Genomic DNA, 26,278 nt, shown 5'->3' with positions numbered 1-26,278 from the left:
GCGATTGCCGAAAAATTATCCTGCCTCCCGGATTCACAAGGCGAGCGTCGCCATCCGCGAGGAACATCTCGATGCGTGAACGTCGAATGGGATCATCATCCGGCCGGCCGCCGGGCAACCCCGTCGCGCTGGTGGCGATGCTGGTATTCTTCGGACTGGCTGCGGTGGGCCTGCCGCTTCCGGCATTGCCGATCCATATCGTCCGGCGATTCGGCTCGGACATGAACACGGTCGGCTGGTTGATGGCGATGCAATCCATGGCGACCCTCCTCGGCGGCCCATGGGCCGGCCGCATGGTCGATCGTCGCGGCGCGCGATACGTGGTCACGCTGGGGCTGGTTGCCATGCTGAGCAGCGGTTTAGCCTACGGAAGCGCTACGCTCGGCCTCGCCGGCGATCGCATCGAGGTCGGCTGCATTCTCGCGGGTCGCGTTCTGAGCGGCTTGGGTGAGGGTCTGGTCGTCACGGGCGCCGGCACATGGGTCGTGGGTTCGGCCGGAATGGACAAGGCAGGTTCCGCCATGTCGTGGATCGGTCTCGCCATGTTCGGAGGCCTGGCCGCCGGTGCTAGCGTCGGGGCCTTATGGGAGCTTCCGGCAGTCTCTGGCCTGATCGTGGGCGCGGCAATCGTCGGGCTTGCCACCACGACAATCATACCAGTGCCTCGCATTCAGGCGATCGCGAGCCGGCCGCCTCTCTCGCGTGTCATCGCCGTGGCGAGTTGGCCAGGCCTTACGCTTGGCCTCTCGGCCTTCGGCTTTGCCATAGTCTCGTCCTTTGCAGCCCTGCTATTCGATTCCAGGGGGTGGAAAGGCGGCGAAATGGCAACCGCCTTCTTCGCCTGCGGACATGTCGGCGCCCGCATCCTTCTTTGGAAACTGCCCGATAGGGGTGGAAACCTGCGGCCGACCCTCGCCCTCATTCTCGCGGAATGCGCGGGGATTCTCCTGATATCGGCGGCTTCGACACCGACGCTTTCGCTTGTCGGCGCAGCACTCACGGGCTTCGGGTTCTCTATGATCTACCCGATCATGGCGGTGCTGATGCTCCAAGACACACCGCCTCATGTACGCGGCACGGCGATCGGCATCTATGATGCCTTCTTCGATATGGCCATGGGCTCGGCCGGCATCGTTTCGGGGTGGCTGGCGGCGCGGCGGGGATTGCCATTCGCCTTCTTCTTCGCCGCTTCCCTCGTCGCCATCAGCGGCGCCATGGCCATCGCCGCTTTCAGATCGCGACGCTCCCGGCTCGTCTCAGATGCCGCAGCGGTTGCGTCTCGGGCATGGCGAAACCGGCATCGTGACGATCACTCGCGAAACGCCTCGCCATTCGATCCCGAGCTTTGACGCAGCCGGAAGATAGGCGTGGAAGACTGTCGGCCGCCAGTCTCCCTCCCGATCGGCGGACCGGTCGCGACCGACCCGTTCAGGCTCTGACAAAGAGACGGAACCAAACTTTCAGCTGACGAAGGCGGTCTGGTCCGGAATGGCGGTGAGGAGGGCGGCGCGCAGCTTTTCCAGGGCACGGGTCTCGATCTGGCGGACGCGCTCCTTGGAAATGCCGAGCTTGGTGCCGAGCGCCTCCAGCGTCTCGCCCTCGTCCTGCAGCCGGCGCTCGCGGATGATCTTCAATTCGCGATCGCTGAGCACGTCGAGCGCGGAGTTGAGCCAGGTCACCCGGCGCTCCTCGTCGATCGAATTGGAGACCATCTCGTCCGGCAAGGGATCGTTGGCGACGAGGAAGTCCTGCCGGTCGGCGCTGCCGGAATCGTCTTCGAGCAGCGGCGCGTTCAGCGAGGAATCCGGGCCGGACAAGCGGGAATCCATCAGCGCGACATCGCCTTCCGAAACCTTCAGCGCGGTCGCGATCTCGCGATACATGTCGGCGCTGGAAAGGCTCTCCGACCCCTGGCTGAGGCGGGCGCGCAGCCGGCGGAGATTGAAGAACAGAGCCTTCTGGGCCGAGGACGTGCCGCCGCGCACGATCGACCAGTTGCGCAGGATATAGTCCTGGATCGAGGCGCGGATCCACCATGTCGCATAGGTGGAGAAGCGCACCTCGCGCTCCGGCTCGAAGCGGGCGGCGGCCTCCAACAGGCCGACATGACCTTCCTGGATGAGATCGTTCATCGGCAGGCCGAAATGCCGGAACTTGGCGGCCATGGAGATGACGAGGCGCATATGGGCCGAGGTGATCTTGTGGAGCGCCGCCTGGTCCTGCTGCTCCTTCCACCGCACCGCCAGCTCGTACTCTTCCTCGCGTTCGAGATAGGGGGCCGCCATGGCGGCTCGGATCATCGTGCGGCGTGCGGATTGAGATCTCATAGCGAACCCCATTGCTGTGAGCGGGTCTTTGGGGACCCATCTGCGCAAGACGCCGCGAAGGCGCACGCATCTGTTCACAGACAACGTGGGGAGGCGGGGAAACGTTCCCGCAGGGTGAAACTTTCCGGTTGAGTTGGCGCAAGGATCGCCAAAGGCAAGCCCCGACAAGGATCGCACTGTTATCAAACGCGAATTTCGAAAGCGTGGAGCGCCGGAGCGGCAAGGGCGCGGCGAAGTCCGGTCGCGCGAAACAAAACTCGGCGGAACAAAAAAATCGGCCGCGCGAGGCGCGGCCGATCGGAAAGCGTTGCGATGGCGCTGAGGGATCAGGCCGCCTCGACCTCGGCATCGGCCTCGTCGCTGTCATTGGCTTCGTCGCCGGGCTTCACGCCACGGCGGGGGCCCTTGTTGAGATTCACCTCGATCAGGCGCACGGCCTCGGTCTCGGAGACTTCCTGCACGGCGGCCAGTTCGCGCGCCATGCGGCCGAGGGCGGCCTCGTAGAGCTGGCGCTCGGAATAGGACTGTTCCGGCTGGCTCTCGGCGCGATAGAGGTCGCGCACCACCTCGGCGATCTGGATCAGGTCGCCCGAGTTGATCTTGGCGTCATATTCCTGCGCGCGGCGGCTCCACATGGTCTTCTTCACGCGCGCGCGGCCCTGGACGACCTTCAGCGCGCGCTCGACGAAATCGGTCTCGGACAATTTGCGCATGCCGACGCTCTCGGCCTTCGCCACGGGCACCTTCAGCCGCATCTTATCCTTGTCGAAATCGATCACGAACAGTTCGAGCTTCATGCCGGCGACGATCTGCTCCTCGATCGCCACGATCTGGCCGACGCCATGGGCCGGATACACGATGCTCTCGCCCGTCTTGAAGGAAGGACGCTGCGAAACCGACTTCTTCTGAATGGAGGTCATACGCTTGCCTAAACTCCCTGTTGTGCCCGGCCATGACAGCCGCTAGACACGGGCGGCGGTGCTTCGCACCACGGATTGCATCGGCTCCGGACCACGGAGCAACAGCGCGCCCGCCAGGGGGACATGCCTTTCGCCCAAAAGCCTGCCACCCGCTGGGAGGGGAGCGGCATAGCGGAAGCGGAAGGCAGATCGTCCCTAGAGGGTTACGAAGCGGTGGGAAGCCTTCTGGCAAGGCTTTTCGCTCGACTGTTGCAGGAATAATACCCTCTTACGCCGCAAAATTCAAGTTTTGCGGCGACTGCGTGCGCCCATGCGCCGCGTGACGGCCAAAAGATCGGCCGGAAGGCCCGAACAACCCGGCAGAACCGGCAAAATCTTAAAATATCGTTGAAATTCAGCGGCACCGGGCCGGCCCTTCGGCCTCCCGGCGCCTCGTCATCCGTTGTGCGGCGAGCGAATCAGGCGTCGCCCTGTCCGGGCTCGGCCGAGAAGTACTTCTCGAACTTCCCCGTTTCGCCGTCATAGGTCTTGGCATCGGCCGGCGCGTCGCGCTTGATGGCGATATTGGGCCATTGCACCGCGTAATCGGCGTTGATCTTCAGCCATTTGTCGAGATTCGGCTCGGTGTCGGGCTTGATCGCCTCGGCCGGGCATTCCGGCTCGCAGACACCGCAATCGATGCACTCGTCCGGGTGGATGACGAGCATGTTCTCGCCTTCGTAGAAGCAATCCACCGGACAGACCTCGACGCAGTCCATGTATTTGCACTTGATGCAGTTGTCGGTGACGACGTAGGTCATGCTGTCCTCGGCGATGGGACCCGGCGGCCTCCGGCCGGCGAACCCGATGTTCCTGCGGAAGGCGTGGCGCGGCGGGAGGCTCGCGGCGGGACCTCTCCGCCCGTGATCCTCGACCTAGCGGCTGCGGCGGGGGCCTGCAAGGGCAAAGGCCACCGCGCGCGGGGCCGGATGCGCAAAGCCGTTTCCTTTTACGCCCCCTCGCCGCCGTCGGGGGCGGCCGACGGGGTGCCGAGATCCTCGTAGAGCTGCCGCGCCTCGGGCGCCGGCCCGCGCCGCTCGCCGGCGTCGAGAATGCGCAACACGCGGATCTCGCGCGGCATGGCGAGCGTCAGGACGTCGCCGGGGCGGACGAGCCGCGAGGCGCTGGCGATCTTCTCGCGATTGACCCGCACGGCGCCGGAAACAGCCAGCTTCTGGGCGAGGCTGCGCGATTTCACGATGCGGGCGAAGAACAGCCACTTGTCGATGCGCTGCGCCTCGCCCGTCATCGGGTCGATTACTTGCCGAGCTTGTCGCGCAGCGCGGCGAGCTTGGCGAAGGGCGAGTCGGGATCGATCGCCCTCGGCTTCGGCGGCTGGCCTTGCGGCTTATCGAAGCGGCGTGGCTCGCCCGCCGGCGCGCCGCCGGGCTTACGCTCGCCCTCCGGCCGGCCGCGATGCCGCTCACCGCCGCCCGGCCGGTTGCCGGCGCCGCGCCCCTCGCCGTCCCCACCCTTCTTCGGGAAGGGCGGACGCTTCTGGAAGGCGCGCTGCTCGTCGCGGCGCGGCGCGGCGCCCTGCCCTTCGGCCGGCGCGCCCTGCGCCTCGCCGCCCTGGCCGTGCGGCCGGCGCGAACGGTGGCCGGCGCCGGCCTCCTGGCGATGGTTCGGACGGTTGCCGTGGCGCGCGCCCTCGCGGCTGCGCCCGTCATGCCGGCCGCCCGGCCGCCAGACCTGGATGAGCTTCGGCGGCTCGGCCGGCTTGTCCTCCGCCGTGCCGTCCGGCGCGACCGCGGCGGCTTCCGCTTCGGCGGGTTCTTCCACCGGCGCGAGCTCCGCCGCCTCGGCGACGGGCGCCGGCTCGGCCGCGACAGGCTCGGCCACCGGTTCGACGGCCTCGTCCGCCGGTTCCGCCGCTTCGCTCGCCGGTTCGGCGGCCGGCGTCTCGGCCGGCACGGCATCGCCGGCAGGCTCCGAAGCCGTCTCGACTTCTTCGGCGGTCGTCGCGTCCTCGGCGGAAACCTCGGTCTCGGCCGAGGCCGGTTCGTCCGTCGCGATCACCGACTCGGCCTCGCTGGCGGCCGGCGTCTCGTCGGCTTCCGGCGAAGACGCGGTGGCTACGGCAGCGGCGGCTTCCGCCTTCGCGGCGAGAGCGGCCCGCGCCGCCTCGTCGTCGAGACGCGCCAGGGTCTTCGTCACCTCTTCGGCATCGACGCCCTGCGACCGGTAGCCGAGACCCTTCAGGATCTCCTCCATGTCGTCGGCCGTGGCGCCGAGAATCGACATCATCGCCGGGGTGGCGATGAACTGCGAGCCGTCATAGCCGCCCTCGGGGCGCTTGGCGGCGCCGGGCTTCCAGGCAAGCGCCGGCCGGATGAGATCGGCGAGGCGCTCCAGGATGTCGACGCGCACCGCGCGGCGGCCGAGCAGGCGGTAGCCGGCCAGCGCATAGAAGACCGGGTCGAAGCCCGCATCGGCCACGGCCGAGGTGCGGCCGGTGGCGAGAAGCTGCGTCACGTCGCCGAAGCCGGGCTTCTCGCGCCCGTCATGGGCGATAGCCCAGAGCAGCGTCATCAGATTGGCCGGGGCGGGCTTCACCAAAGCGGGGATGAAGATGTGATAGGCGCCGAAGCGCACGCCGTGGCGCCGCAGCGCGGCCCGCGCCTCCTGGTCGAGCGAGCGGATCTCCTCGGCGACCTCGCGGCGCTGGAGCAGGCCGAAATTCTCGACCAGGCGATAGGCGATGCCGCGCGCCGTGCCGCTCAGCTCCTCGGCGCCCTGGAGATCGGCCAGCGGCTTCAGGAGCGTCGAGACCTGGAAGGTCACGTAGCGATCGGCGCGGTTCATGACCTTATCGCGCGCGGGGCCCGTCAGCTGCTCGTCGGCGAAGAGCACGAGGCGCGGCTTCAGCGGCGATTCGCCCGCCGTCAGCATGGCGATCGGCGCACCCAGCCAACGCAGCAGCGCGTCCGAGCCGAGGGCGAGATCGCCGTTCGGCGCATTGGCGAAACGCTCGGCCCGGGCCTCGAATTCCGATCCCAGTCCCTTCTGCGCAGCCGCGCGGATCGCCTTGGCATCCGGCCCTTCGGCATGGCTGTCGGGCGAGAAGCGGAAGCCCTGCAGCTCGCCGACATGGTGGCCCTCGACCGTGACCCTGCCGTCGGCGGCGATTTCAGCTTCCATCAGGGCCTTCTCCCTCAGCCGTTTCATCAGGACGCTTGTCCTGCGATCAACGAAGCGTTTCGTCAACCGTTCGTGCAGCGCGTCGGAAAGACGGTCCTCGATGTCGCGCGTCTTTTGCTGCCAGTGTGTCGGATCGGCCAGCCAGTCGGGCCGGTGCGAAATATAGGTCCAGGTGCGGATTTCCGCGATCCGGCGCGAGAGCGTGTCGATGTCGCCCTCCATCCGGTCGGCCCGCTGCACCTCGGCGGCCATGTAGTCCTCCGCGACATGGCCGTTGTCGGCGAGGTCGCGATAGATCGTGGCGATGATCTCGGCATGCTGGGCGGGGGCGATGCGGCGATAGTCCGGCAGCTTGCAGGCTTCCCAGAGAAGGGCGACGCGCGCCGCGCCGCTCGCCCGTTCGGCGACGCCCTTGTCCTGAACGACCTGTTCGAGCGCCCGCTGGTCGACCGCCGGCAGCGAACGCGTCAGCTCCGGCACGGGCGCCGGCGCGTCGAGACTGTCGCGCAGCGCCCGGACGGAGGAGAAGTCGAGCGCGGAGGAGCGCCATTGCAGGTTCCGCACCGGCGGGAAGCTGTGCGATTCCAGCGCCTCGACGACTTCGGGCGCGAAGGGATCGACCTGGCCCGTCACGCCGAAGGTCCCGTCGCGCACATGCCGGCCGGCGCGGCCGGCGATCTGGCCGAGCTCGGCGACATTGAGCTGGCGATACTGGAAGCCGTCGAACTTCCAGTCCTGCGCGAAGGCGACATGGTCGACGTCGAGATTGAGGCCCATGCCGATCGCGTCGGTGGCGATCAGGAAGTCGACCTCGCCGGACTGGTAGAGCTCGACCTGGGAATTGCGGGTGCGAGGGCTCAGCGCGCCCAGCACCACCGCCGCGCCGCCGCGCTGGCGGCGGACGAGCTCGGCGATGGCATAGACCTCGTCGGCCGAGAAGGCGACGATGGCCGAGCGGCGCGGCAGGCGGGTCGTCTTCTTCGAGCCGGCATAGAGCAGCTGCGACATGCGCGGGCGGGTGACGAAGGTCGCGCCAGACAGGAGCCGCTCGAGGACGCCGCGCATGGTGGAGGCGCCGAGCAGCAGCGTCTCCTCGCGGCCGCGCGTGTGGAGAATGCGGTCGGTGAAGACATGGCCGCGTTCGAGATCGGCGCCGAGCTGCACCTCGTCGATGGCGACGAAGGCGGCATCCGTCTTCTGCGGCATGGCCTCCACGGTGCAGACATGGAAGCGGGCGTTCGGCGGGCGGATCTTCTCCTCGCCGGTGACGAGCGCCACCTGCGACACGCCGACCCGCTCCACCAGCCGCGTATAGACCTCGCGGGCGAGGAGCCGCAGCGGCAGGCCGATGACGCCCGACGAATGGGCGATCATCCGCTCGATCGCGTAGAAGGTCTTGCCGGTATTGGTGGGGCCGAGAACGGCGGTGACGTTGGTTCCGTCGAAACGGACGACGTCCGGCGAGGTGCGGCGATCGATCATGTCGCGAACTATGTGGGACGCCGGCCCCTCTCTTGGAAGACCGGCGCCCGAAGCTTCGTTAGGGCGGAACCGTCAGGCCTCAGGCGAGATACTGCCCGCCATTGGCCGACAGCGTGGCGCCGGTGATGAAGCCCGCCTCGTCGGAGGCGAGGAAGAGAACGCAGCGCGCGATCTCCTCCGGCTCGCCGAGCCGGCCGACGGGGATGAGCGGCAGGATGCGCTCGGCCAGCACCTTCTCGTCGATCGCCCGCACCATCTCGGTGCCGATATAGCCGGGGCAGACGACATTGACGGTGATCCCGGCGCGCGCGCCCTCCTGCGCCAGCGCCTTGGTGAAGCCGATATCGCCGGCCTTGGCGGCGGAATAGTTCGCCTGGCCGGCCTGCCCCTTCTGGCCGTTGATCGAGGAGATGTTGATGATGCGGCCGAACTTGCGGTCGCGCATGCCGGTCCAGACCGGATGCGTCATGTTGAAGAGGCCGTTGAGATTGGTGTTGATCACCGCGTTCCACTGGTCCGGCGTCATCTTGTGGAACATCGCGTCCCGCGTGATGCCGGCATTGTTGACCAGGATGTCGACCGGGCCGAGATCGGCCTCCACCGCCGCGAGGCCGCTCTTGCAGGCCTCGTAGCTGCCGACGTCCCATTTGTAGACGGCGATTCCCGTCTCGTCGCGGAAGGCGTTGGCCGCCTCCTCGTTGCCCGCATAGTTCACGGCGACGGCATAGCCGGCGCCCTTCAATGCCTTGGCGATGGACGCGCCGATGCCGCGCGTGCCGCCCGTGACGACCGCAACCCTTGCCATGCCTTCCTCCCGCTTAAAAACTCACTGAAAATAAAGGATCAATTGCAATTCGTGACGCGCAGTCCGCCCGAAATGCAGGAGGAGCTGACGCCCGTCTGGTTGGACACCGAGCCTCCGCGTCCGCTGGCGCCGCCGGTCCCGACGCCGGTGCCGCTGCCATTGGCGTTGCTGCTGGTCCCGTCGGCCGTGTTGATGCCGCGAACCGTGGTGCCGTTCCTCTGGCTGGAGGTCTGACCGACCGAGCAGACGCGCTTCATCACCTTGCCGGCGCGCACGTTGCTGCAGACGGTCGCGGCCGCCGCCGGTTCCGGCATCAGCAGCGCCAGGGCGAGAAGCGCGGCGAAGGGGGCGAGCGAGCGCATCAGACGCGCTCCACGCACATGGCGACGCCCATGCCGCCGCCGATGCAGAGCGTGGCGAGGCCCTTGCCGGCCTTGCGGCGCAGCATCTCGAAGATCAGCGTGTTGAGGCAGCGCGCGCCGGAGGCGCCGATCGGATGGCCGATCGCGATCGCGCCGCCATTGACGTTGACGATCTCCGGGTTCCAGCCGAGATCCTTGTTGACGGCGCAGGCCTGGGCCGCGAAGGCCTCGTTCGCCTCCACGAGATCGAGATCCTCGATCCGCCAGCCGGCCTTTTCCAGCGCCTTGCGCGAGGAGGGGATCGGCCCCGTGCCCATCACCGCCGGATCGACGCCGGCCGTCGCCCAGGAAGCGATGCGCACCAGCGGCTGAAGGCCGCGGCGCGCGGCCTCCGCCTCCGACATGAGGACGAGGGCGGCCGCGCCGTCGTTGATGCCGGAGGCATTGGCCGCCGTCACCGTGCCGTCCTTGTCGAAGACCGGGCGCAGCTTCTGCACCTTGTCGAGCGTGACGCCGGCCTTGATGTATTCGTCGTCGGCGACGACCGTCTCGCCCTTGCGGCTCTTGACGGTGAAGGGAACGATCTCGTCCTTGAAGCGGCCGGCCTGCTGCGCGGTTTCGGCCTTGTTCTGCGAGGCGACGGCGAAGGCGTCCTGCTCGTCGCGGGTGATCTGCCACTGGCGCGCCACGTTCTCGGCCGTGTTGCCCATGTGATAGCCGTTGAAGGCGTCCATCAGCCCGTCCTTCAGCATGGTGTCGACCAGCTTGAAGTCGCCCATCTTGGTGCCGGCGCGCATATGGGCGGCGTGCGGCGCCATGGACATGGATTCCATGCCGCCGGCCACGACGACGCGCGCGTCGCCGGTGGCGATCTGCTGCATGCCGAGCGCGACGGCGCGCAGGCCCGAGCCGCAGAGCTGGTTGAGGCTCCAGGCGGTGGTCTCCTTCGGCAGGCCCGCGCCCATGGAGGCCTGGCGCGCCGGGTTCTGCCCCTCGCCCGCCTGCAGCACCTGGCCGAGGATCACCTCGTCCACTTCACCCGCCTCCACCTTGGCGCGGGCCAGCGCCTCGCGCACGGCGGCGGCGCCGAGCTGATGGGCCGGCACGTCGGCGAAGGCGCCGTTGAAGGAGCCGACCGGCGTGCGCGCGGCGCCGACGATCACGATGGACGAGACATTCGACATGATGCTTTCCTTCCCATTCGTTCCGGCGCACGCCGCATTCGGGGTCGAGAATCGGCGAAGCGTTCGATTCTTATCGCGTCTCAACCGCAGATAAGCCAGACGCGGCGATTTTTCACCAATTTATCAATCGCGCAGGTTTGGCGCATGCGGAAAAATATGCCTATGCTCGACTTCGCACTGCAACGCACCGGCACCGACCGCTGGCAGGAAAAGAAGGTCCCGATGTCCAAGCCCGCGGAGATCACCGTCATCAAGAAATACGCCAATCGGCGTCTCTACAATACGGGAACCAGCACCTATGTGACGCTGGAGAATCTCGCCGCGATGGTGAAGACGAACGAGGAATTCATCGTCCAGGACGCCAAGACGGGCGAGGACATCACCCATTCGGTCCTGACCCAGATCATCTTCGAGCAGGAGAACAAGGTCGGGCAGAACATGATGCCGATCGCCTTCCTGCGCCAGCTCATCCGCTTCTACGGCGACCAGATGCAGATGGTGGTGCCGACCTTCCTCGAACATTCCATGGCCGCCTTTTCGCGCGAGCAGGAGCAGATCCGCGATAAGGTGATGGGGCCGACGGGCCGCGAGACGATGAAGCTGATGGAGGAGCAGGTCCGCCGCAACACGGAAATGTTCCGTCAGGCGATGACGATGTTCAACCCCTTCATGGCCAATGCCATCCTGCCGAAGACCGAGGGCGCCGACGCGGCGGGTCCGCGCAAGGGCGGTGAGGACGAGCTCTCCGAGATGCGCCGCGAGCTCGACGAGATGCGCCGCCGCATCGAGGCGCTGGACACGGCCCGCCAGGGCGAGGCGGGCGAGAGCGGCAAGCCCTCGGAGGGCTGAGTCCGACCCGGCCGGCCTCCACCGCGAAGAGGCCGACACAGCAAAAAGGCCGGCGCCTTGCGGCCCGGCCTCTTCGCGGTTCGACGATCCGGGTGCCCGAGGGCGCCCGGCGGCCTGGATCAGGCCTCTTCCTTGACGGCGAGGATCTGCTTGCCGCGATACATGCCGGTCTTCAGGTCGATATGGTGCGGGCGACGCAGCTCGCCCGAGTTCTTGTCCTCGACATAGGTCGGGGCCTTCAGCGCGTCGGCCGAGCGGCGCATGCCGCGCTTCGAGGGCGAGGTTTTTCTCTTCGGAACGGCCATCGGGACTCTCCTGAATGACGGCGGCGAGCGAGGCCGGCAGCCCCTTCGCGGGATGGAACGGCGTCGAGGCAAAGCCGGCGGACCGGTAAGCCGGCCTGTCATCCAACCGCGCCATGACGGGAATTGCCGTGCCCATAGCAAAAGCCGGCGCCGCTGCCAAGAGCGGCGTCAGGCGATGCCGAGCGCCAGCCAGACGAAGCCGCGCGGCGGCAGGCGCAGATCCTCGCGCAGCGAGACCATCTGTCCGGCCACGAGATCGAGCGCGTCCTCCGGCAGCGCGTCGAAGCGATGGGTCGAGATCAGGCTCTCCTCGTCGCCGAAATTGGCGAAGACGAGAATGCCGCCGGCCTCCGGGCGCAGGAAGCCGAGGACATGGCGGTTGCCGGTCCAGAAGCCGCGCACCGCGCCGCCGGAAAAGCCCGCGATCGACTTGCGCAGCCCGATCAGCCGCTGCAGCGCCAGGAACAGCCGCCCGGCGGCAGTGGCGGGATCGTGCCGCGCGGCATAGAGCGCCGCCGGGCGGAAGGGCCGATGCGTCCAGCGGCTGTCGCCCGCTTCGCCCGGCCGCTGCCGCCAGGTCGGATCGTTCCGCTGTCCGACCTCGTCGCCGAGATAGAGGAGCGGGATGCCGGGCAGCGCCAGAGCGAGCGAATGAAGGAGAAGGATGCGGTCGATCCCCGCCTCCTCGTCGCGGCCGAGGCCGGCGAGCGAGGCGGTGGTGCCGGCGATGCGGCAGTCGCCGGTGCGCGGATTTTCCTGGAACGGCTCGCCTTGCGCGAAGGAGCCCGGAAAGCGCCCGACATAGAACTCGTTCAGGAAGCGGCGATGGTCGAAGCCGTTGATGCCGAGCTCGGCCGCGTCCTCGTCGGCGAAGGTCCAGCCGATATCGTCGTGGCTGCGCACGTAGTTCACCCAGGCGCAGCCGGGCGGCAGTGTCTCGCGCCGCTCCACCGCCTGGGCGAGCAGCCGCGCGTCGCGCGTCGCCAGGGCCTCCCAGCCGAGCGCCATCATCAGCGGATTGTAGGAGATCGGGCATTCGGCCGGATCGACATAGGTGACGACCTCGTCCGGATGGACGATCGCCTCCGACTTGAAGATCATCGCCGGCGCCGCGATCCGGCAGAGCGCGTTGAAGGCCCGCAGCAGGCGATGCGCCTCCGGCAGGCTCTCGCAAGTCGTGCCGAGCCGCTTCCAGATGAAGGCGACCGCGTCCATCCGCAGGATCTCGACGCCGCGATTGGCGAGAAACAGCATCTCGCCGCCCATGGCGCGGAAGACGGCGGGGTTCGAATAATTGAGGTCCCACTGGAAGTGGTAGAAGGTCGCCCAGATCCAGCGGCCGTCGGGAAGCTGGACGAAGGAGCCGGGATGGTCGTCCGGGAAGATCTCCCGCGTCGTCCGCTCATAGGCGTCCGGCAGGGTGCGGTCCGGGAAGATCCAGTAGAAGTTCTCGTAGTCCTTCTCGCCCGCCAGCGCCCGCCGCGCCCATTCGTGCTCGTTGGACGTATGGTTGAAGACGAAGTCGAGCGTGAGCGAGATGCCGCGCCGGCGCAGCCGCCCGGCCAGTTCCTCCAGCTCCGCCATGGTGCCGAGCCTCGGATCGACCTCGCGATAGGAGGAGACGGCATAGCCGCCGTCGGAATTTTCCGCCGGAGCGCGGAAGAGCGGCATCAGATGGAGATAGGTGAGGCCGAGTTCCTCGAAATAGGGAAGCTCGGCGGCAAGGCCCTGGAGCGTGCCGGCATAGCGATCGACATAGGCGACGCCGCCGAGCATCCGGTTCGACTGGAACCAGGCCGGGTCGGCTTCCCGCGCGGCGTCGAGCGCCTTCAGCTCCGCCGCGCGCGCGTCATAGGAGCGGCGGGCGAGGCAGATCGTGGCGGCGAGCTCGTCGAGAAACCGCGGATGGTCGGCATAGACGGCGGAGAGTTCGGTGAAAAGCGCCGGGAAATGCGCGGCGAGACGGCGATCGAAATCCGGATCGGGCGAAAGATCGAGACGGCCGAGCGCCGCCAGGGCGGTGGAATAGGCCTCCTCCTGCGAAGGATGCATGCTGCCCGTCCCCTCCTCCGCTATCCCCGCTCTTCGGCCCGCGCCTCGGTCGCGCCGTTGGCGACGACGCAGGCCGAGAAATCGCCGGCCGCCCGCGCCCGCGCCTCGATGCCGCGCGCCAGCTGCGCCAGCTGGCGCGACGGCTTGCCGGGATCGCGCCGCGACGGCGCCGGCAGGGTCTTCGCCAGCAGCGCCGCCTCCCGGCTCGACAGCGCGAAGGCCGGCTTCTCGAAATAGTGCCAGGACGCGGCCTCGACGCCGTAGATGCCGGCTCCGAATTCCGCGACGTTCAGATAGATCTCCATCAGCCGCGACTTCGACAGGACGAGATCGGTATAAAGGGCGAGCGGCACTTCCAGCCCCTTGCGGACGAAGGACCGGCTCGTCCAGAGGAAGAGGTTCTTGGCCGTCTGCATCGGGATGGTGGAGGCGCCGCGCGTTTCCTGCCCGTCCAGCGCATCGTCGATCACGCCGTTCAGCTCCCGCCAGTCGACGCCGCGATGCGAGCAATATTGCCCGTCCTCCGACAGCATCACGGTGCGGATCAGAACGGGCGAGATGTTCTCGATCGGCACCCAGTCGCGCTGGACGGAGCGGAAACGCAGCCAGTCTCCGATCATCAAGGTCGAGACCGGGTGGACGAAGGGGATCGCGTAGACCGGCACGAGCGCGATCGGCAAGGCGACCATCACCGTCAGGGTCACGATCAGAAAGCCGAGGGCGCGTCGAAGCATCGAAAGCTTTCGAGAACTGTCGACTGCCTTCATAGCCGTGGCCCTCTCGCCCCGCAACGCCTGCCTGCGGACATGCTTGACGCGGCGTCCCGGCGCTTGACGCGCCTGCGGCCATGGGCGAAGCCCGACCCGAAAAGGGCGGGAAGAATGCCATGGACCAGGACCGGACATTCGCGGCGAAGCTGACGGCGACGGCGAAGGCCGTCGAGGCGCGGATCGTCGCGGCGCTGGCGGCGAACGAGGCGCTGATGGCGGGCGCGCCCGAGCGGCTCGTCGCCGCGATGCGGCACGGCGTGCTCAACGGCGGCAAGCGGCTGCGGCCCTTTCTGGTGGTCGAGACCGCGCGGCTCTGCGGCGCGCCGGAAGCCGCGGCGCTCGACGTCGCGGCGGCGCTCGAATGCATCCATTCCTATTCGCTCGTCCATGACGACCTGCCGGCGATGGACGACGACGACCTGCGGCGCGGCCAGCCGACGGTGCATATCGCCTTCGACGAGGCGACGGCGATCCTCGCCGGCGACGCGCTTCTGACCCTCGCCTTCGGCCTCGTCGCCGGCGCGCATGACGCGGATCCGGTGGCGCGGCTCCATGTCGTCCACGCGCTGTCGCGCGAGGCGGGCGCCGCCGGCATGGTCGGCGGCCAGGTGCTGGACCTCGCCGCCGAAAGCGCGGACAGCCTGACCGAGGCCGAGATCGCCCGGATGCAGGCGATGAAGACCGGCGCCCTGATCGCCTTCGCCTGCGAGGCCGGCGCGCTCCTCGGCGAGGCACCGCCGGAGCGGCGCGCCCGGCTGCGCCGCTATGGCGAGATCGTCGGCCTCGCCTTCCAGCTCGCCGACGATCTGCTCGACGAGACCGCCGACGCGGCCCAGCTCGGCAAGGCGGCCGGCAAGGACCGGGCGCGGGGCAAGAAGACGCTGCCGGCGCTCCATGGCCACGACTGGACGCGGGCGCGGCTCGCCGCGCTCGTCGCGGAGGCGAATGCCCTTCTGGAGCCGGAAGGCGCGGAGGCGGCGGCCCTTGCCGAGGCCGCGCGCTTCGTCGCCGAGCGGACGAGCTGAGGCCGCTCGGGGGCGCGAAGTAAGCCGGCTAATTGCGCAGCACCACGCAGTCGCCGCCGGCCCTGCGCAAGCGGGCGCAGAAGCCGTCCGCCTCGCGCCGCGAATTGGCGCCGACCCGGACGGCGGTGATACGGCGCGGGCCGGAGAGCGGACGCACGCGCATGACGATCGGCTTGATGTCGCCGAGCACGCCCGGATAGCGGTCCTGGAGCTTGTGGAAGATGCGCACCGCGATCGCCTCGTTCGGGCTGCCGGCCACCTGGGCGCCCCAGGGCTGCATCGGCGCGCTCTCGGCGATGCCGAACACCGCCCGCGTCGCCATGATCGGCAGGCGGCGGCAGGCGGTGGCGAAATCGACGCCGGACACGAGCGGCCTCACCTCGGCCTCGCCCTTCTCCTCGCGGAACCAGGCGGCGGGCAGCGCGGTGATCGACAGGACATAGTCCTCGGTCTCGTAAGGCAGACGGCCGCCGGACTGCATCCAGCGCTTCACCCGGTTGATGCCGCCATTATAGGCCGCCGCCGCGAGGCCCCAGGAGCCGAGCTCGGCCCGCAGATCGCGCAGATAGGTCGCCGAATGATGCAGCGCCTCGCGCTTGTCGTAGGGATTGGCGAGGCCGCGCTCCTTCGCTGTATAGGGCATGAACTGCGCGATGCCCTGCGCCCCGACCGGCGAGCGGGCCGATTCGTCGAAGCGCGATTCCTTCCAGATCAGCCGGGCGAAGAATTCGGGCGCCATGCCGACGGCGCCGGCATTCTCGGCGATGAGGTCGCAGATCTCGGCGACGCGCGGATCGTTCTTCTCGCCGGTCTTGTCCTCGGCGCGGGCCGCGCCGGCGCAGAGAAGACCGCAGAAGAGGACGGCCGCCGCGAAGCGGCCCCTGTCCCTCATTCGGCGGCGGCGGAGGCGATGCCGAAGCGCCGCTCGATATAGTCCTGCACCATCACTTGGAAGTCCTCGGCGATGCGCGGGCCGCGCAGCGTCGCGGCCTTCTTGCCGTCGATGAAGACGGGCGCCGCCGGCGTCTCGCCGGTGCCGGGCAGCGAGATGCCGATATCGGCATGCTTGGACTCGCCCGGCCCGTTGACGATGCAGCCCATGACGGCGACCTTCAGCGCCTCGACGCCCGGATAGCGCTCGCGCCAGATCGGCATGTTGCGTCTCAGATCGCCCTCGATCGTCTCCGCGAGTTCCTGGAAGACGGTGGAGGTGGTGCGCCCGCAGCCCGGGCAGGCCGCGACCACCGGCACGAACTGGCGGAAGCCCATGGTCTGCAACAGTTCCTGCGCCACCTGCACCTCGCGCGTGCGGTCGCCGCCCGGCTCCGGCGTCAGGGAAACGCGGATCGTGTCGCCGATCCCCTCCTGAAGGAGGATGCCCATCGCGGCGGAGGAGGCGACGACGCCCTTCGTGCCCATGCCGGCCTCGGTGAGGCCGAGATGCAGTGCGTGATCCGTGCGGCGCGACAGGTCGCGATAGACGGCGATGAGATCCTGGACGTTCGAGACCTTGGCGGAGAGGATGATCCGCTCGCGGGCCAGGCCGGTCTCCTCGGCGAGCTCGGCCGACATCAGGGCGGAGCGGATGATCGCCTCGCGCATCACCGCCCGCGCGGTGGCGGGGCGGGCGAGCCGCGAATTCTCGTCCATCAGCCGCGTCAGCAGCTCCTGGTCGAGCGAGCCCCAGTTGACGCCGATGCGCACGGTCTTGTCGTACTGGATCGCCTTCTCGATGATCTCGACAAACTGCCGGTCCTTCTTGTCCTTGAAGCCGACATTGCCGGGATTGATGCGGTATTTCGCCAGGGCCTCGGCGCAGGCCGGGTGATCGGCGAGCAGCTTGTGGCCGATATAGTGGAAGTCGCCGACGAGCGGCACGTCGATGCCGAGCCGCGCCAGCCGGTCGCGGATATGCGGCACGGCGGCGGCCGACTCGTCGCGATCGACGGTGATGCGGACGATCTCCGAACCGGCCCGCGCCAGGGCGGCGACCTGCGCCACCGTCGCGTCGGCATCGGCCGTGTCGGTATTGGTCATGGACTGCACCACGACCGGCGCCGTCCCGCCGACCCGGACGCCGCCGACATCCACCCCGACGGTGGCACGCCGCGCGAGCGGCCCGGCTTCGTCAATGTCGATCGGTGCTTCGATATTCATCGTCTTCCGTCCGCGCGGCGGCAAGCGCGGCCGCTGGCCGGCGGCCCGCCCCTTCGCTTGTGTTGTTGCAGCCCGAGTGTGTCAAGGTCATGAACGGGACCTGTCGTCGCAATCACGGTTCCCGCCCATGGACCCCGCCTTTTCCAGTTTCGCCATCGCGCTGCTTCTTGCCCTCGCCATCGCGGCCGCGCCGGTCTGGCCCTGGTCGAAGCGCCTCGGGCCAAGGCCGATGCTGGTCGCCGCTCTCTGCCTCCTCGTCTACGCCCTTTTCGCCGTCTGGACGGCCTGATCCGGCCCGCACCATCGCCGGTAGAAGTGCGATTGTGGCCGGAAAGAGGCGGAACCTCACGGGGTCCTCGCGGGTTTGTGACGCGGTTGTCACAGTGTCACGGGTTCCGGGAAGGACGTCAGATGTCTCTTGGTACAATTCTCCTCATCATCCTGATCCTCCTGCTGATCGGCGCCTTCCCGGGCTGGGGCTATTCGCGCGGATGGGGATACGGGCCGAGCGGCATTCTCGGCGTGATCCTCATCGTCGTCCTCGTCCTGCTCCTGCTCGGGCGGATCTAGCCCCTCACCCCTGGCGGTCGGCGACGCGCATCAGCGGCGCCGCCAGCAGGGTGACGAGGAGAAAGGCGGAGAGCCCGAGAAACACGGCGGCGAAGCTGGAATGCTCGCCGAGAAAGCCGATGATCGAGGGCGCGACGAGAATGCCGGAATAGCCGAGGGCGGTGACGATCGAGAGCCCCGCCCCCGGCTTCAGGCCACGGAGGTTTCCGGCGGCCGAGAAGGCGATCGGCACCATGTTGGAAATGCCGATGCCCATCACGGCGAAGCCGACGAGGGCGACCGGCGCGTTCGGCGCGAGGCCCGCCAGGATCAGGCCGATCGCCGCGGCGCCCGAACAGAGGCGCATGGTGCGGACGGCGCCGAGCCGGTTGCGCACGCCGTCGCCGGCGAAGCGGAAGGCGGCCATGGTGGTGGAGAAGGCGGCGAAGGCGAGGCCCGACATCGCCGCGTCGGCGCCGAGCTCGCGCCGGAGGTAGAAGGCGCTCCAGTCGATCGCCGCGCCTTCCGGCACCATGGCGAAAAGCGCGAAGAGGCCGATCAGCACCGCGCCGCGCGGGCCGGAGAGAAGCCCTCCGCCCTGCCCCGTCCCACCCTCGCCATGCGGCACGCCGGCCAGCGCCTCCGGCGCCGTCTCGCCGCTCGGCGCGTCCGAAAGGGAGAAGGACAGGACGACGACGAAGCCGGCGAGGGTCGCGAGGCCGACGAGAACGCCGTGCAGCTGCGAGCCGAGATGGGCGATGGCGAAACCGCCGATCGCGGCGCCGATCACGCCGCCGAGGCTCCAGAAGCCGTGGCAGGAGGACATGATCGCCGAATCCCGCCGCTTCTCCACGGCGACGGCATTGGCATTCATCGCCACGTCCATGCCGCCGGTCGAAATGCCGGCGAAGAGGATGGCGAGCGCCGCCAGGGGCACGTTCGGCGCGAGCACCAGGAAGGGCAGCGCCAGCACCAGCATCACATTGCAGACGAGCATCGGCAGGCGCGAGCCCTTGGCGCCGATGATGCGCCCGACCACCGGCATCACGGCGACGGCGCCGAGCCCGAAGCCAAGGATCATCACGCCCATCCCGGTCGGCGAAAGGTCGAGCCGCGCGGCGAAGACCGGGATCTGCGGCGCCCAGCTGCCGATGAACAACCCGTTGATCAGAAAGGCGAGCGACACCGCGAGGCGCTGCCGCGCCGGGCTGGCCGCGCCGGCGCCCCGCGCGAGGCCGCCGGTCATGCGTTCCGTTTCGACGCCGGTCATGAGAACTCCCCTTGCATTGTCGGCGGTCAGGCGACGACGGCTTCCGCCTCGGCCCGGACGATCGCGAGGCCGCGCGCCGCGAAGGGCGCCAGCCGTTCCGGCGCGCAGTCCGCCTCGACGAAGAGCGTGCCGATCCAGTCGGCCGGCGCGACGCCGAACGGCGCGGCCGTGCCGAGCTTGTCGCTCGTCGCGGCGACGAGGATGCGGGCGCTGCGCGCCGCGACGGCGGCCTTCAGCTCCGCTTCCTCGAAATTATGGGCGGTGATCCCCGCTTCCGCGTCGACGCCGCAGGCGCCGATGATCGCGACGGCGGGGCGGAAGCGCTCGGCCTCGCGCACGGTCTGGCCGCCGAGACAGGCGCCGGTGCGCGGATCGAGCCGGCCGCCGAGTACGAAACATTCGATGCCCGGCATCTCGGCGAGAACGGCGGCGATGGCGGGGGCATTGGTGACGACCGTGAGACCCGCCTCGCCCGGCAGCGCCTCGGCGACGGCGAGATTGGTGGAGCCGGCATCGAGAAAGACCAGCGCGCCGGCCGGCACCGCCGCCGCCAGCGCCCGGCCGAGCGCCGCCTTCGGCCCCGGCCGGTCGGCGCTGCGCGCCTTCAGCGAGCCGGCGCCCGGCGCCAGCGGCAGTGCGCCGCCATAGACGCGCCGGCAGAGCCCCGCCGCCGCCATCTCGCGCAGGTCCCGCCGCACCGTGTCCTCCGACACGCGAAACATCTCGGCCAGCGCCGAGGCGACGACCCGCCCGTCGCGGGTCAGGCGCTCGGCGATCGCCGCGCGCCGCTGTTCGGTGAGAAGATCCGCATCGCTCATGCAACGGTTCATGCACGATTGGCGTCAATCGTGCAAGACCGTGCATCATCCGGCATCAACCGAACGGGCTGTCGCCCGCGCGGCTCGAAGTCTCAGGCGGCGAGCACCACGAGGAGATCCTTGGCGTCGATCTGGTCGCCGGTCTTCACATGGACGGCCTCGACGGTGCCGTCCCGCTCGGCATGGAGCGCGGTTTCCATCTTCATCGCCTCGATGGAAAGGAGCACGTCGCCGGCCTTGACCGCCTGGCCGGGGGCGACGGCGAGCGTCGAGACGACGCCCGGCATCGGCGCGCCGACATGCGCGGCATTGCCGGGCTCGGCCTTGGCCTTGACCCGCGCCCCGCCGCCCTTGCCGCGATCCGGCACCTTGATGCGGCGCGGCTGGCCGTTCAGCTCGAAGAAGACCGTGCGCATGCCGCGATCGTCGGTCTCGCCGAAGCCGAGGCAGCGGATCACCAGCGTCTTGCCGCGCTCGATATCGACCAGCACCTCCTCCTCCAGGCCGAGGCCGTAGAAATAGTTCGGGGTCGGCAGGGTGGAGACGGGGCCGTAGGTCTCCTGCGCCGCGAAGAAGTCGGAGAAGACCTTCGGATACATGAGATAGGCGGCGAAATCCTGGTCGGAGAGCCGGGCGCCCAGCTTCTCCTCCGCCTTGGCGCGCTCGGCGGCGAGATCGGCGGGCTTCAGCAGCGAGCCCGGCCGCACCGTGATCGGCGTCTCGCCCTTCAGCACCTTCTTCTGGAGCGCCGCCGGCCAGCCGCCCTCCGGCTGGCCGAGATCGCCGCGCAGCATCGAGACGACCGAATCCGGGAAGGCGACGTCGCGCGTCGGATCCTCCACATCGGCGACGGTCAGGTCCTGCGCCACCATCATCAGCGCCATGTCGCCGACGACCTTGGAGGAGGGCGTCACCTTCACGATGTCGCCGAACATCAGGTTCACGTCGGCATAGGTCTGGGCGACGGCGTGCCAGCGCGTTTCGAGGCCGAGCGAGCGCGCCTGTTCCTTGAGGTTGGTGAACTGCCCGCCCGGCATCTCGTGTAGATAGACTTCCGAGGCCGGCCCCTTCAGGTCGCTCTCGAAGGCGGCATATTGGTTGCGCACCGCCTCCCAGTAGAAGGAGATGCGCCGGATCGCCTCCGAGGACAGGCCCGGATCGCGCTCGTGGCCCTGAAGCGCCTGGACGATCGAGCCGAGGCAGGCCTGGGACGTGTTGCCGGACAGCGCGTCCATCGCCGCGTCCACCGCGTCGACCCCGGCATCGACGGCGGCCAGCACCGTCGCGCCGGCGATGCCGGACGTGTCGTGGGTGTGGAAGTGGATCGGAATGCCGATCTCCTCCTTCAGCGCCTTGAAGAGGACGCGCGCGGCGGCCGGCTTCATCAGGCCGGCCATGTCCTTGATGCCGAGGATATGGGCGCCGGCCGCCTCCATCTCCTTGGCGAGATCGACGTAATATCTGAGGTCGTATTTCGGGCGCGCCGAGGACAGGACGTCGGCCGTGTAGCAGACCGCGCCCTCGCAGAGCTTGCCCGATTCCACCACCGCGTCGATCGAGACGCGCATGTTCTCGACCCAGTTCAGGCAGTCGAAGACGCGGAAGAGATCGACGCCGCCCTTGGCCGCCTCGCCGACGAAATAGCGCACCACATTGTCGGGATAGTTGGTGTAGCCGACGCCGTTGGAGCCGCGCAGCAGCATCTGGAGGAGGATGTTCGGCGCCTTCTCGCGGATCAGCGCGAGACGCTCCCACGGGTCCTCGGTGAGGAAGCGCATCGCGACGTCGAAGGTCGCCCCGCCCCAGCATTCGAGCGAGAGGAGCTGCGGCAGGCCCTTCGCATAGGCCTCGGCGATGCCGGCGATGTCATGCGTGCGCATGCGCGTCGCCAGCAGCGACTGGTGGCCGTCGCGCATCGTCGTGTCGGTGACGAGGACTTGGCGCTGCTCCCGCATCCAGTCGGCGAAGCCCTTGGCGCCGAGCGCCTCCAGGCGCTGGCGCGAGCCGCCGGGCACCGCGCCGTCGAAGATCGGCACGACCGGCGGCGCGATGTCCTTGGAGGGGCGCGGCCGGCTGCGCGTCTCGGGATGGCCGTTGACGGTGACGTCGGCGAGATAGGTGAGGAGCTTCGTCGCGCGGTCCTTGCGCTTCACCTGCTGGAAGAGTTCCGGCGTCGTGTCGATGAAGCGCGTCGTGTAGGAATTGTCGCGGAAGCTCGGATGCGTGATGATCGCCTCGAGGAAGGTGAGGTTCGTCGCGACGCCGCGGATGCGGAACTCGCGCAGCGCGCGGTTCATGCGCTCGATCGCCTCCTCCGCGCTCGGCGCCCAGGCCGTCACCTTCTCCAGCAGCGGGTCGTAGTAGCGGGTGATGAAGGCGCCGGAATAGGCGGTGCCGCCGTCGAGCCGGATGCCGAAGCCGGTCGCGCCGCGATAGGCGGTGATGCGGCCGTAATCGGGGATGAAATTGTGCTCCGGGTCCTCGGTGGTGATGCGGCACTGGAGCGCGTGGCCGTTGAGGCGGATATCCTCCTGGCGCGGCACGCCGCTCTCCGGGCTGCCGATCGCGAAGCCGTCGAGGATGTGGATCTGCGCCTTGACGATGTCGATGCCGGTGACCTCCTCCGTCACCGTATGCTCGACCTGGATGCGCGGATTCACTTCGATGAAGTAGAAGGCGCCCGTATCGGCATCCATCAGGAACTCGACCGTGCCGGCGCCGACATAGCTCGTCGCCTCGGCGAGCTTGCGCGCATAGGCCGCGAGCTCACGCCGCCGCGTGTCGTCGAGATAGGGCGCGGGGGCGCGCTCCACGACCTTCTGGTTGCGGCGCTGGATCGAGCAGTCGCGCTCGTAGAGATCGACGACATTGCCGTGCGTGTCGCCGAGGATCTGCACCTCGACATGGCGGGCGCGCTCGACGAGCTTTTCGAGATAGACCTCGTCCTTGCCGAAGGCCGCCTTGGCCTCGCGCTTGGCCTCCACCACCTCGCGGGCGAGATCCTCTTCCTTGCGGATGGCGCGCATGCCGCGTCCGCCGCCGCCCCAGGAGGCCTTCAGCATCAGCGGATAGCCGATGGCGGCGGCGAGGCGCTTCACCTCCTCCATGTCCTCGGGCAGGGGATCGGTGGCGGGCACGACCGGCACGCCGATCTCGATCGCCAGATTGCGCGCCGCGACCTTGTTGCCGAGCCGGCGCATCGTGTCGGCGGAGGGGCCGATGAAGGTGATGCCGGCCTCGACGCAGGCATCGACGAATTCCGGGCTTTCCGACAGGAGGCCGTAGCCCGGATGGATCGCGTCCGCGCCCGAAAGCTTGGCGACGCGGATCACCTCCTCGATCGACAGATAGCTCTCGATCGGCCCGAGATCGCGCTTCAGATGCGGCCCGCGCCCGACCTGATAGCTCTCGTCCGCCTTGAAGCGGTGCAGCGCCAGCTTGTCCTCTTCCGCCCAGATCGCGACCGTCTTCAGGCCCAGCTCGTTCGCGGCCCGAAACACGCGGATCGCGATCTCCGACCGGTTGGCGACGAGAATCTTGGCTATGGCCACGAGCGATACTCCCTCAGGGCGGCTCTTCCGGCCGCGCTGATGCGGAGATTGCGGCGCGACTAAGATTTTCGCAAGTGCGAGATGAAAAGGAAGTGCCGCGGCGTCAGCCGCGATTGCGCAGAAGCGGCGTGCGCTGCCACCAGTTGGTCTTCTTCTCCTCGCGCACGAAGGTGAAGAGGCCGGACAGGCCGACGAGGCTCATGCCGCCGATGGCGAAGGCGTCGGGCAGTTCGTCGAAGAAGGCGGCGCCGATCACGGCGGCCCAGATGATCTGGCTGTATTGCGTCGGCGCGACGCGGGCGGCCGGGGCGAGCCGCGTCGCGAGGACGATGCAGAGATGGCCGAGGCCGGCGCCGATGCCGCCGAGCACCAGCACCGGCCAGAGATCGGGCGTCGGCATCACGAATTCGGGCAGCATCAGCACGCCGTTGACGAGCGTGGCGGCGAGCAGCACCGAGCCGATCAGGGTCAGCCGGCGCTCGGTCGGCCCGAGAACGCGCAGCACGATCACCGTGATCCCGCCGGCAAGCGCGACGCCGACCGCCGCGAGATGGGCGGGCAGGATCTCGCGAAAGCCGGGCCGCACGACGAGGAACACGCCGCCGAGACCGACGAAGACGGCGCCCCAGCGCTTGGCGCCGATCTCCTCCTTGAGGATCGTCGCCGAAAGGATGGTGACGAAGAGCGGCACGAGGAAGATCAGCGCATAGGCCTCCGCCAGCGGCAGATGCGAGAAGGCATAGACGCCGAGCGCCCCGCCGACGACGCCGCTCGCCATGCGCAGCGCGACGAGGCCGGGCCGCTTCGGCACCAGGATCTCGCGCCAGGGCGTGCTCGGGCGCTTGGTGAAGAGGGTGGGCACGAGGGCGAAGAGCGAAACGAAGAAGCCGACCTCGAAGACGGGCAACACCGCGCCCGCCCGCTTCACCGCCGCGTCGCCGCAGGCAAAGGCCAGATAGGCCAGGAAGGCGAGAAGGACGCCGGCTTGCATGGGACGACTCGGGGGCGTGGGAGGAAAGCGGAGCGGAACGCTGCCACAGCCGTAATCCGGGCGAATCGGCGAAAACAAGGCGGGCGGCGATCACCTCGTGTTAAGCCGTGAGGCGGGGCGCGAGGCAGAGCTGTCGCGTCGGAATTCCACTTCAACGGGCGGCGGTGCCGCACCGGCGCGGACGCTCCGCAAAGGGCCATCGATCCCGCCCGCTGCCCCTTGCGCGTCGCCCGAAATGCTGGAACCTTAGCCGTCTCCACATCCTGGAAGGGTGCCTCGCATGGATGCCGCGACCCTTGCCGCCTTCGCGGCGGCCTATTTCGTCTTCGCCGCCAGCCCCGGCCCGGATAACATGACGATCATCGCCCGGACGATCTCGCATGGGGCCGCTTCCGGCATCGCCTATGCCGCCGGCATGACGCTCGGCATCCTCGCCGTCCTGACGCTCGCCGCCTGCGGCCTGTCGCTGGTCGCGGAGGAGATGGGCGTCGCGATGGTGGCGCTGCGCTATCTCGGCGCCGCCTATCTCGTCTGGATGGGCGTGAAGCTCTGGAGGGCGGTGCCGGTCGTGCCGGATCTCCAGCCGGCCGGCGGCCGCCAGAGCCTTCTCGCCGTCTTCGCAACCGGCATCGCGCTCAATCTCGGCAATCCGAAGATGCCGCTTTTCTACATGGCCCTCCTGCCGCAGGTCGTCGGCGCCGCGCTGACGCCCGCCCATCTCGGGGCGCTAACGGCCGTGATCCTCGCGGTCGAGGCCGTGGTGATCGGCGGCTACGTGCTGCTGGCGGCGCGGGCGCGGCGCCTGCTGCGCACGCCGAAGGCGGTGCGGCGCGTCAATCGCGCGGCCGGCACCGTGATGATCGGCGCCGGCGCCGCCGTCGTCGCGGCACGCTGAGGGCGTCATCGGGCTGCAACGGACTCGGGGCCGAGTTCGCGGTCGAGCCCCTGCGCCAGTTCCACGAACAGGCGGCGCATGTCGCCCGCGAAGGGATTGCCGCGCGTCACCGCCTCGAAGATCTCCGGCGGATCATGGCGCACCATGCCGACCGCCTCGCGCAGGAGATCGAAGCTCCGCGTCGTCACCCGGTTCGGCAGCGGCTCCATGCCGGCGAGCACTTTCGCGACGAGATGGGTAAGGCCCTGCGACAGCGCCGCCTCGCGGTCATGCGCTTCGGGCGTCGTGACGATCACGTCGAGGCCGAGCGCCCGGCGCAGGAAGGCGGCGACGCGCGGCGCCCGCGTCCCGCGCAAGGGACAGAGGGCGATCTTCAGACCGGCGAGGCCGTCCCGCGCGCTTTGCGGGCCGAAGAGCGGATGGGTGGCGAGGATCTCGACCGCGTCCGGCAGATGGGCGAGCATGGCCCGGGCCGGCCCGAGTTTGACCGAGCCGACATCCAGGACGAGGGCGCCGGGCTGAAGATGCGGCGCGACCGCCCGGCAGGCCTCGGCGATCGCGTCCACCGGCACGGCGAGGATGACGATCGGACAGGTCGCGACCTCGGCGAGACCGGCGAAGCGCGCCCCGGCGGGCGCGGCGGAGGGAGGACCGGCACGGTCGAAGGCGAGGATGTCGAAACGTCCGCCGAGATGTTCGGCGATCAGCCGGCCGAAGGCGCCGAAACCGACGATGCCGAGACGAGAGACGGTGCGATGGGACCGCATGGAGGAACTCCGCATGAGG

General features: G+C 68.9%; 24 protein-coding genes. 6 read left to right on the top strand and 18 right to left on the bottom strand.

What is annotated here, in order from left to right; all coding sequences use genetic code 11:
- Nucleotides 1-71 precede the first annotated feature (71 nt).
- Nucleotides 72-1,349 carry an MFS transporter gene (locus IEY14_RS22655; RefSeq protein WP_188912599.1) on the top strand — a complete coding sequence of 426 codons (1,278 nt, stop codon included), beginning with the start codon at nucleotides 72-74 and terminating at the stop codon, nucleotides 1,347-1,349.
- Nucleotides 1,350-1,460: 111 nt separating this feature from the next.
- Here IEY14_RS22655 and IEY14_RS22650 read toward each other — a convergent pair whose 3' ends face one another.
- The 8 genes from IEY14_RS22650 to IEY14_RS22615 form a co-directional block, all read right to left on the bottom strand.
- A complete protein-coding gene (locus IEY14_RS22650; RefSeq protein ID WP_188912597.1) occupies nucleotides 1,461-2,327 on the bottom strand; it encodes an RNA polymerase factor sigma-32 in 867 nt (288 codons plus the stop codon).
- 326 nt (nucleotides 2,328-2,653) lie between these two features.
- Entirely contained in the window at nucleotides 2,654-3,247 is a 594-nt protein-coding gene (locus IEY14_RS22645) for a CarD family transcriptional regulator (RefSeq protein ID WP_188912595.1), read from the bottom strand.
- A gap of 458 nt (nucleotides 3,248-3,705) precedes the next feature.
- Nucleotides 3,706-4,047: a ferredoxin FdxA gene (fdxA, locus tag IEY14_RS22640; RefSeq protein WP_188912593.1), complete on the bottom strand. Its 342-nt coding sequence runs from the start codon at nucleotides 4,045-4,047 to the stop codon at nucleotides 3,706-3,708.
- 188 nt (nucleotides 4,048-4,235) lie between these two features.
- Entirely contained in the window at nucleotides 4,236-4,535 is a 300-nt protein-coding gene (locus tag IEY14_RS22635; RefSeq protein ID WP_188912591.1) for an RNA-binding S4 domain-containing protein, read from the bottom strand.
- An 8-nt stretch (nucleotides 4,536-4,543) separates the two neighbouring features.
- Complete coding sequence (locus IEY14_RS22630; protein WP_188912589.1) at nucleotides 4,544-7,909, bottom strand: helicase-related protein; 3,366 nt, start codon at nucleotides 7,907-7,909, stop codon at nucleotides 4,544-4,546.
- A gap of 79 nt (nucleotides 7,910-7,988) precedes the next feature.
- Nucleotides 7,989-8,714: an acetoacetyl-CoA reductase gene (gene phbB, locus IEY14_RS22625; protein WP_188912587.1), complete on the bottom strand. Its 726-nt coding sequence runs from the start codon at nucleotides 8,712-8,714 to the stop codon at nucleotides 7,989-7,991.
- A gap of 38 nt (nucleotides 8,715-8,752) precedes the next feature.
- On the bottom strand, nucleotides 8,753-9,076 hold the full coding sequence (locus IEY14_RS22620; protein WP_188912585.1) for a hypothetical protein: 324 nt from the start codon (nucleotides 9,074-9,076) through the stop codon (nucleotides 8,753-8,755).
- Nucleotides 9,076-10,260 carry an acetyl-CoA C-acetyltransferase gene (locus IEY14_RS22615; protein ID WP_188912583.1) on the bottom strand — a complete coding sequence of 395 codons (1,185 nt, stop codon included), beginning with the start codon at nucleotides 10,258-10,260 and terminating at the stop codon, nucleotides 9,076-9,078. Before IEY14_RS22615 ends, IEY14_RS22620 begins: the two co-directional genes overlap by 1 nt.
- Before the next feature lie 222 nt (nucleotides 10,261-10,482).
- Here IEY14_RS22615 and phaR point away from each other — a divergent pair, with 222 nt between their 5' ends.
- On the top strand, nucleotides 10,483-11,109 hold the full coding sequence (gene phaR, locus IEY14_RS22610) for a polyhydroxyalkanoate synthesis repressor PhaR (RefSeq protein ID WP_188912581.1): 627 nt from the start codon (nucleotides 10,483-10,485) through the stop codon (nucleotides 11,107-11,109).
- Between the two features lie 119 nt (nucleotides 11,110-11,228).
- On the opposite strand, the gene rpmF is transcribed toward phaR, so the two are convergent.
- From rpmF to IEY14_RS22595, 3 genes are all read right to left on the bottom strand, one after another.
- Nucleotides 11,229-11,414: a 50S ribosomal protein L32 gene (gene rpmF, locus IEY14_RS22605; RefSeq protein WP_188912579.1), complete on the bottom strand. Its 186-nt coding sequence runs from the start codon at nucleotides 11,412-11,414 to the stop codon at nucleotides 11,229-11,231.
- A gap of 168 nt (nucleotides 11,415-11,582) precedes the next feature.
- On the bottom strand, nucleotides 11,583-13,466 hold the full coding sequence (locus IEY14_RS22600) for an amylosucrase (RefSeq protein ID WP_188912577.1): 1,884 nt from the start codon (nucleotides 13,464-13,466) through the stop codon (nucleotides 11,583-11,585).
- 20 nt (nucleotides 13,467-13,486) lie between these two features.
- Entirely contained in the window at nucleotides 13,487-14,200 is a 714-nt protein-coding gene (locus IEY14_RS22595) for a biosynthetic peptidoglycan transglycosylase (protein ID WP_188912575.1), read from the bottom strand.
- A 152-nt stretch (nucleotides 14,201-14,352) separates the two neighbouring features.
- Here IEY14_RS22595 and IEY14_RS22590 point away from each other — a divergent pair, with 152 nt between their 5' ends.
- Nucleotides 14,353-15,261 carry a polyprenyl synthetase family protein gene (locus tag IEY14_RS22590; RefSeq protein ID WP_188912573.1) on the top strand — a complete coding sequence of 303 codons (909 nt, stop codon included), beginning with the start codon at nucleotides 14,353-14,355 and terminating at the stop codon, nucleotides 15,259-15,261.
- Nucleotides 15,262-15,289: 28 nt separating this feature from the next.
- Here the strand turns inward: IEY14_RS22590 and IEY14_RS22585 are convergent, their stop codons facing one another.
- Both IEY14_RS22585 and ispG read right to left on the bottom strand, forming a co-directional pair.
- Nucleotides 15,290-16,153 carry a lytic transglycosylase domain-containing protein gene (locus tag IEY14_RS22585; RefSeq protein WP_188912572.1) on the bottom strand — a complete coding sequence of 288 codons (864 nt, stop codon included), beginning with the start codon at nucleotides 16,151-16,153 and terminating at the stop codon, nucleotides 15,290-15,292.
- Nucleotides 16,150-17,418 (bottom strand): flavodoxin-dependent (E)-4-hydroxy-3-methylbut-2-enyl-diphosphate synthase, encoded by a 1,269-nt coding sequence (ispG, locus tag IEY14_RS22580; RefSeq protein WP_188912570.1) that lies wholly within the window; start codon nucleotides 17,416-17,418, stop codon nucleotides 16,150-16,152. The genes IEY14_RS22585 and ispG overlap by 4 nt, the downstream gene beginning before the upstream one ends.
- Nucleotides 17,419-17,545: 127 nt before the next feature.
- Between ispG and IEY14_RS22575 the strand changes: the two genes are divergently transcribed.
- Together IEY14_RS22575 and IEY14_RS22570 are read left to right on the top strand one after the other, a co-directional pair.
- A complete protein-coding gene (locus IEY14_RS22575; protein WP_188912568.1) occupies nucleotides 17,546-17,707 on the top strand; it encodes a DUF3309 family protein in 162 nt (53 codons plus the stop codon).
- Nucleotides 17,708-17,829: 122 nt separating this feature from the next.
- A complete protein-coding gene (locus IEY14_RS22570; protein ID WP_188912566.1) occupies nucleotides 17,830-17,988 on the top strand; it encodes a DUF3309 family protein in 159 nt (52 codons plus the stop codon).
- Nucleotides 17,989-17,992: 4 nt separating this feature from the next.
- Here the strand turns inward: IEY14_RS22570 and IEY14_RS22565 are convergent, their stop codons facing one another.
- From IEY14_RS22565 to IEY14_RS22550, 4 genes are all read right to left on the bottom strand, one after another.
- Nucleotides 17,993-19,213 carry an MFS transporter gene (locus tag IEY14_RS22565; RefSeq protein ID WP_188912716.1) on the bottom strand — a complete coding sequence of 407 codons (1,221 nt, stop codon included), beginning with the start codon at nucleotides 19,211-19,213 and terminating at the stop codon, nucleotides 17,993-17,995.
- A gap of 50 nt (nucleotides 19,214-19,263) precedes the next feature.
- The gene (locus IEY14_RS22560) at nucleotides 19,264-20,055 is read right to left on the bottom strand and encodes a DeoR/GlpR family DNA-binding transcription regulator (protein ID WP_188912564.1); all 792 of its coding nucleotides are present in this window, start codon (nucleotides 20,053-20,055) and stop codon (nucleotides 19,264-19,266) included.
- Nucleotides 20,056-20,147: 92 nt separating this feature from the next.
- Nucleotides 20,148-23,606, bottom strand: coding sequence for a pyruvate carboxylase (gene pyc, locus IEY14_RS22555; RefSeq protein ID WP_188912562.1), 3,459 nt, complete (start codon nucleotides 23,604-23,606; stop codon nucleotides 20,148-20,150).
- A 103-nt stretch (nucleotides 23,607-23,709) separates the two neighbouring features.
- Nucleotides 23,710-24,597 carry a DMT family transporter gene (locus IEY14_RS22550; protein WP_188912560.1) on the bottom strand — a complete coding sequence of 296 codons (888 nt, stop codon included), beginning with the start codon at nucleotides 24,595-24,597 and terminating at the stop codon, nucleotides 23,710-23,712.
- Between the two features lie 280 nt (nucleotides 24,598-24,877).
- On the opposite strand from IEY14_RS22550, the gene IEY14_RS22545 reads away from it, so the two are divergent.
- Nucleotides 24,878-25,492, top strand: coding sequence for a LysE family translocator (locus tag IEY14_RS22545; protein WP_188912558.1), 615 nt, complete (start codon nucleotides 24,878-24,880; stop codon nucleotides 25,490-25,492).
- A 5-nt stretch (nucleotides 25,493-25,497) separates the two neighbouring features.
- On the opposite strand, the gene IEY14_RS22540 is transcribed toward IEY14_RS22545, so the two are convergent.
- Nucleotides 25,498-26,259 carry a prephenate dehydrogenase gene (locus tag IEY14_RS22540; protein ID WP_188912557.1) on the bottom strand — a complete coding sequence of 254 codons (762 nt, stop codon included), beginning with the start codon at nucleotides 26,257-26,259 and terminating at the stop codon, nucleotides 25,498-25,500.
- Between the last annotated feature and the right edge of the window lie 19 nt (nucleotides 26,260-26,278).

The sequence above is a fragment of the Aureimonas endophytica genome (assembly GCF_014642635.1).
In the GTDB taxonomy this organism is placed as follows: Bacteria; Pseudomonadota; Alphaproteobacteria; order Rhizobiales; family Rhizobiaceae; genus Plantimonas; species Plantimonas endophytica.
Note: the sequence above shows the minus strand (reverse complement) of the source record. Positions and strands in the feature narration are given on the sequence as shown.

What these genes read in the sequence shown, in the direction of transcription:
- IEY14_RS22590 (WP_188912573.1), top strand. Translation starts at nt 14,353, where the DNA reads ATGGACCAGGACCGGACATTCGCGGCGAAGCTGACGGCGACGGCGAAG.
- ispG (WP_188912570.1), bottom strand. Translation starts at nt 17,418, where the DNA reads ATGAATATCGAAGCACCGATCGACATTGACGAAGCCGGGCCGCTCGCG.
- IEY14_RS22570 (WP_188912566.1), top strand. Translation starts at nt 17,830, where the DNA reads ATGTCTCTTGGTACAATTCTCCTCATCATCCTGATCCTCCTGCTGATC.
- IEY14_RS22550 (WP_188912560.1), bottom strand. Translation starts at nt 24,597, where the DNA reads ATGCAAGCCGGCGTCCTTCTCGCCTTCCTGGCCTATCTGGCCTTTGCC.
- IEY14_RS22560 (WP_188912564.1), bottom strand. Translation starts at nt 20,055, where the DNA reads ATGAGCGATGCGGATCTTCTCACCGAACAGCGGCGCGCGGCGATCGCC.
- phaR (WP_188912581.1), top strand. Translation starts at nt 10,483, where the DNA reads ATGTCCAAGCCCGCGGAGATCACCGTCATCAAGAAATACGCCAATCGG.
- fdxA (WP_188912593.1), bottom strand. Translation starts at nt 4,047, where the DNA reads ATGACCTACGTCGTCACCGACAACTGCATCAAGTGCAAATACATGGAC.
- IEY14_RS22585 (WP_188912572.1), bottom strand. Translation starts at nt 16,153, where the DNA reads ATGAGGGACAGGGGCCGCTTCGCGGCGGCCGTCCTCTTCTGCGGTCTT.
- IEY14_RS22655 (WP_188912599.1), top strand. Translation starts at nt 72, where the DNA reads ATGCGTGAACGTCGAATGGGATCATCATCCGGCCGGCCGCCGGGCAAC.
- IEY14_RS22615 (WP_188912583.1), bottom strand. Translation starts at nt 10,260, where the DNA reads ATGTCGAATGTCTCGTCCATCGTGATCGTCGGCGCCGCGCGCACGCCG.
- phbB (WP_188912587.1), bottom strand. Translation starts at nt 8,714, where the DNA reads ATGGCAAGGGTTGCGGTCGTCACGGGCGGCACGCGCGGCATCGGCGCG.
- rpmF (WP_188912579.1), bottom strand. Translation starts at nt 11,414, where the DNA reads ATGGCCGTTCCGAAGAGAAAAACCTCGCCCTCGAAGCGCGGCATGCGC.
- IEY14_RS22575 (WP_188912568.1), top strand. Translation starts at nt 17,546, where the DNA reads ATGGACCCCGCCTTTTCCAGTTTCGCCATCGCGCTGCTTCTTGCCCTC.
- IEY14_RS22645 (WP_188912595.1), bottom strand. Translation starts at nt 3,247, where the DNA reads ATGACCTCCATTCAGAAGAAGTCGGTTTCGCAGCGTCCTTCCTTCAAG.
- IEY14_RS22635 (WP_188912591.1), bottom strand. Translation starts at nt 4,535, where the DNA reads ATGACGGGCGAGGCGCAGCGCATCGACAAGTGGCTGTTCTTCGCCCGC.
- IEY14_RS22630 (WP_188912589.1), bottom strand. Translation starts at nt 7,909, where the DNA reads ATGATCGATCGCCGCACCTCGCCGGACGTCGTCCGTTTCGACGGAACC.
- IEY14_RS22620 (WP_188912585.1), bottom strand. Translation starts at nt 9,076, where the DNA reads ATGCGCTCGCTCGCCCCCTTCGCCGCGCTTCTCGCCCTGGCGCTGCTG.
- IEY14_RS22595 (WP_188912575.1), bottom strand. Translation starts at nt 14,200, where the DNA reads ATGCTTCGACGCGCCCTCGGCTTTCTGATCGTGACCCTGACGGTGATG.
- IEY14_RS22565 (WP_188912716.1), bottom strand. Translation starts at nt 19,213, where the DNA reads ATGACCGGCGGCCTCGCGCGGGGCGCCGGCGCGGCCAGCCCGGCGCGG.
- IEY14_RS22540 (WP_188912557.1), bottom strand. Translation starts at nt 26,259, where the DNA reads ATGCGGTCCCATCGCACCGTCTCTCGTCTCGGCATCGTCGGTTTCGGC.
- IEY14_RS22600 (WP_188912577.1), bottom strand. Translation starts at nt 13,466, where the DNA reads ATGCATCCTTCGCAGGAGGAGGCCTATTCCACCGCCCTGGCGGCGCTC.
- IEY14_RS22545 (WP_188912558.1), top strand. Translation starts at nt 24,878, where the DNA reads ATGGATGCCGCGACCCTTGCCGCCTTCGCGGCGGCCTATTTCGTCTTC.
- IEY14_RS22650 (WP_188912597.1), bottom strand. Translation starts at nt 2,327, where the DNA reads ATGAGATCTCAATCCGCACGCCGCACGATGATCCGAGCCGCCATGGCG.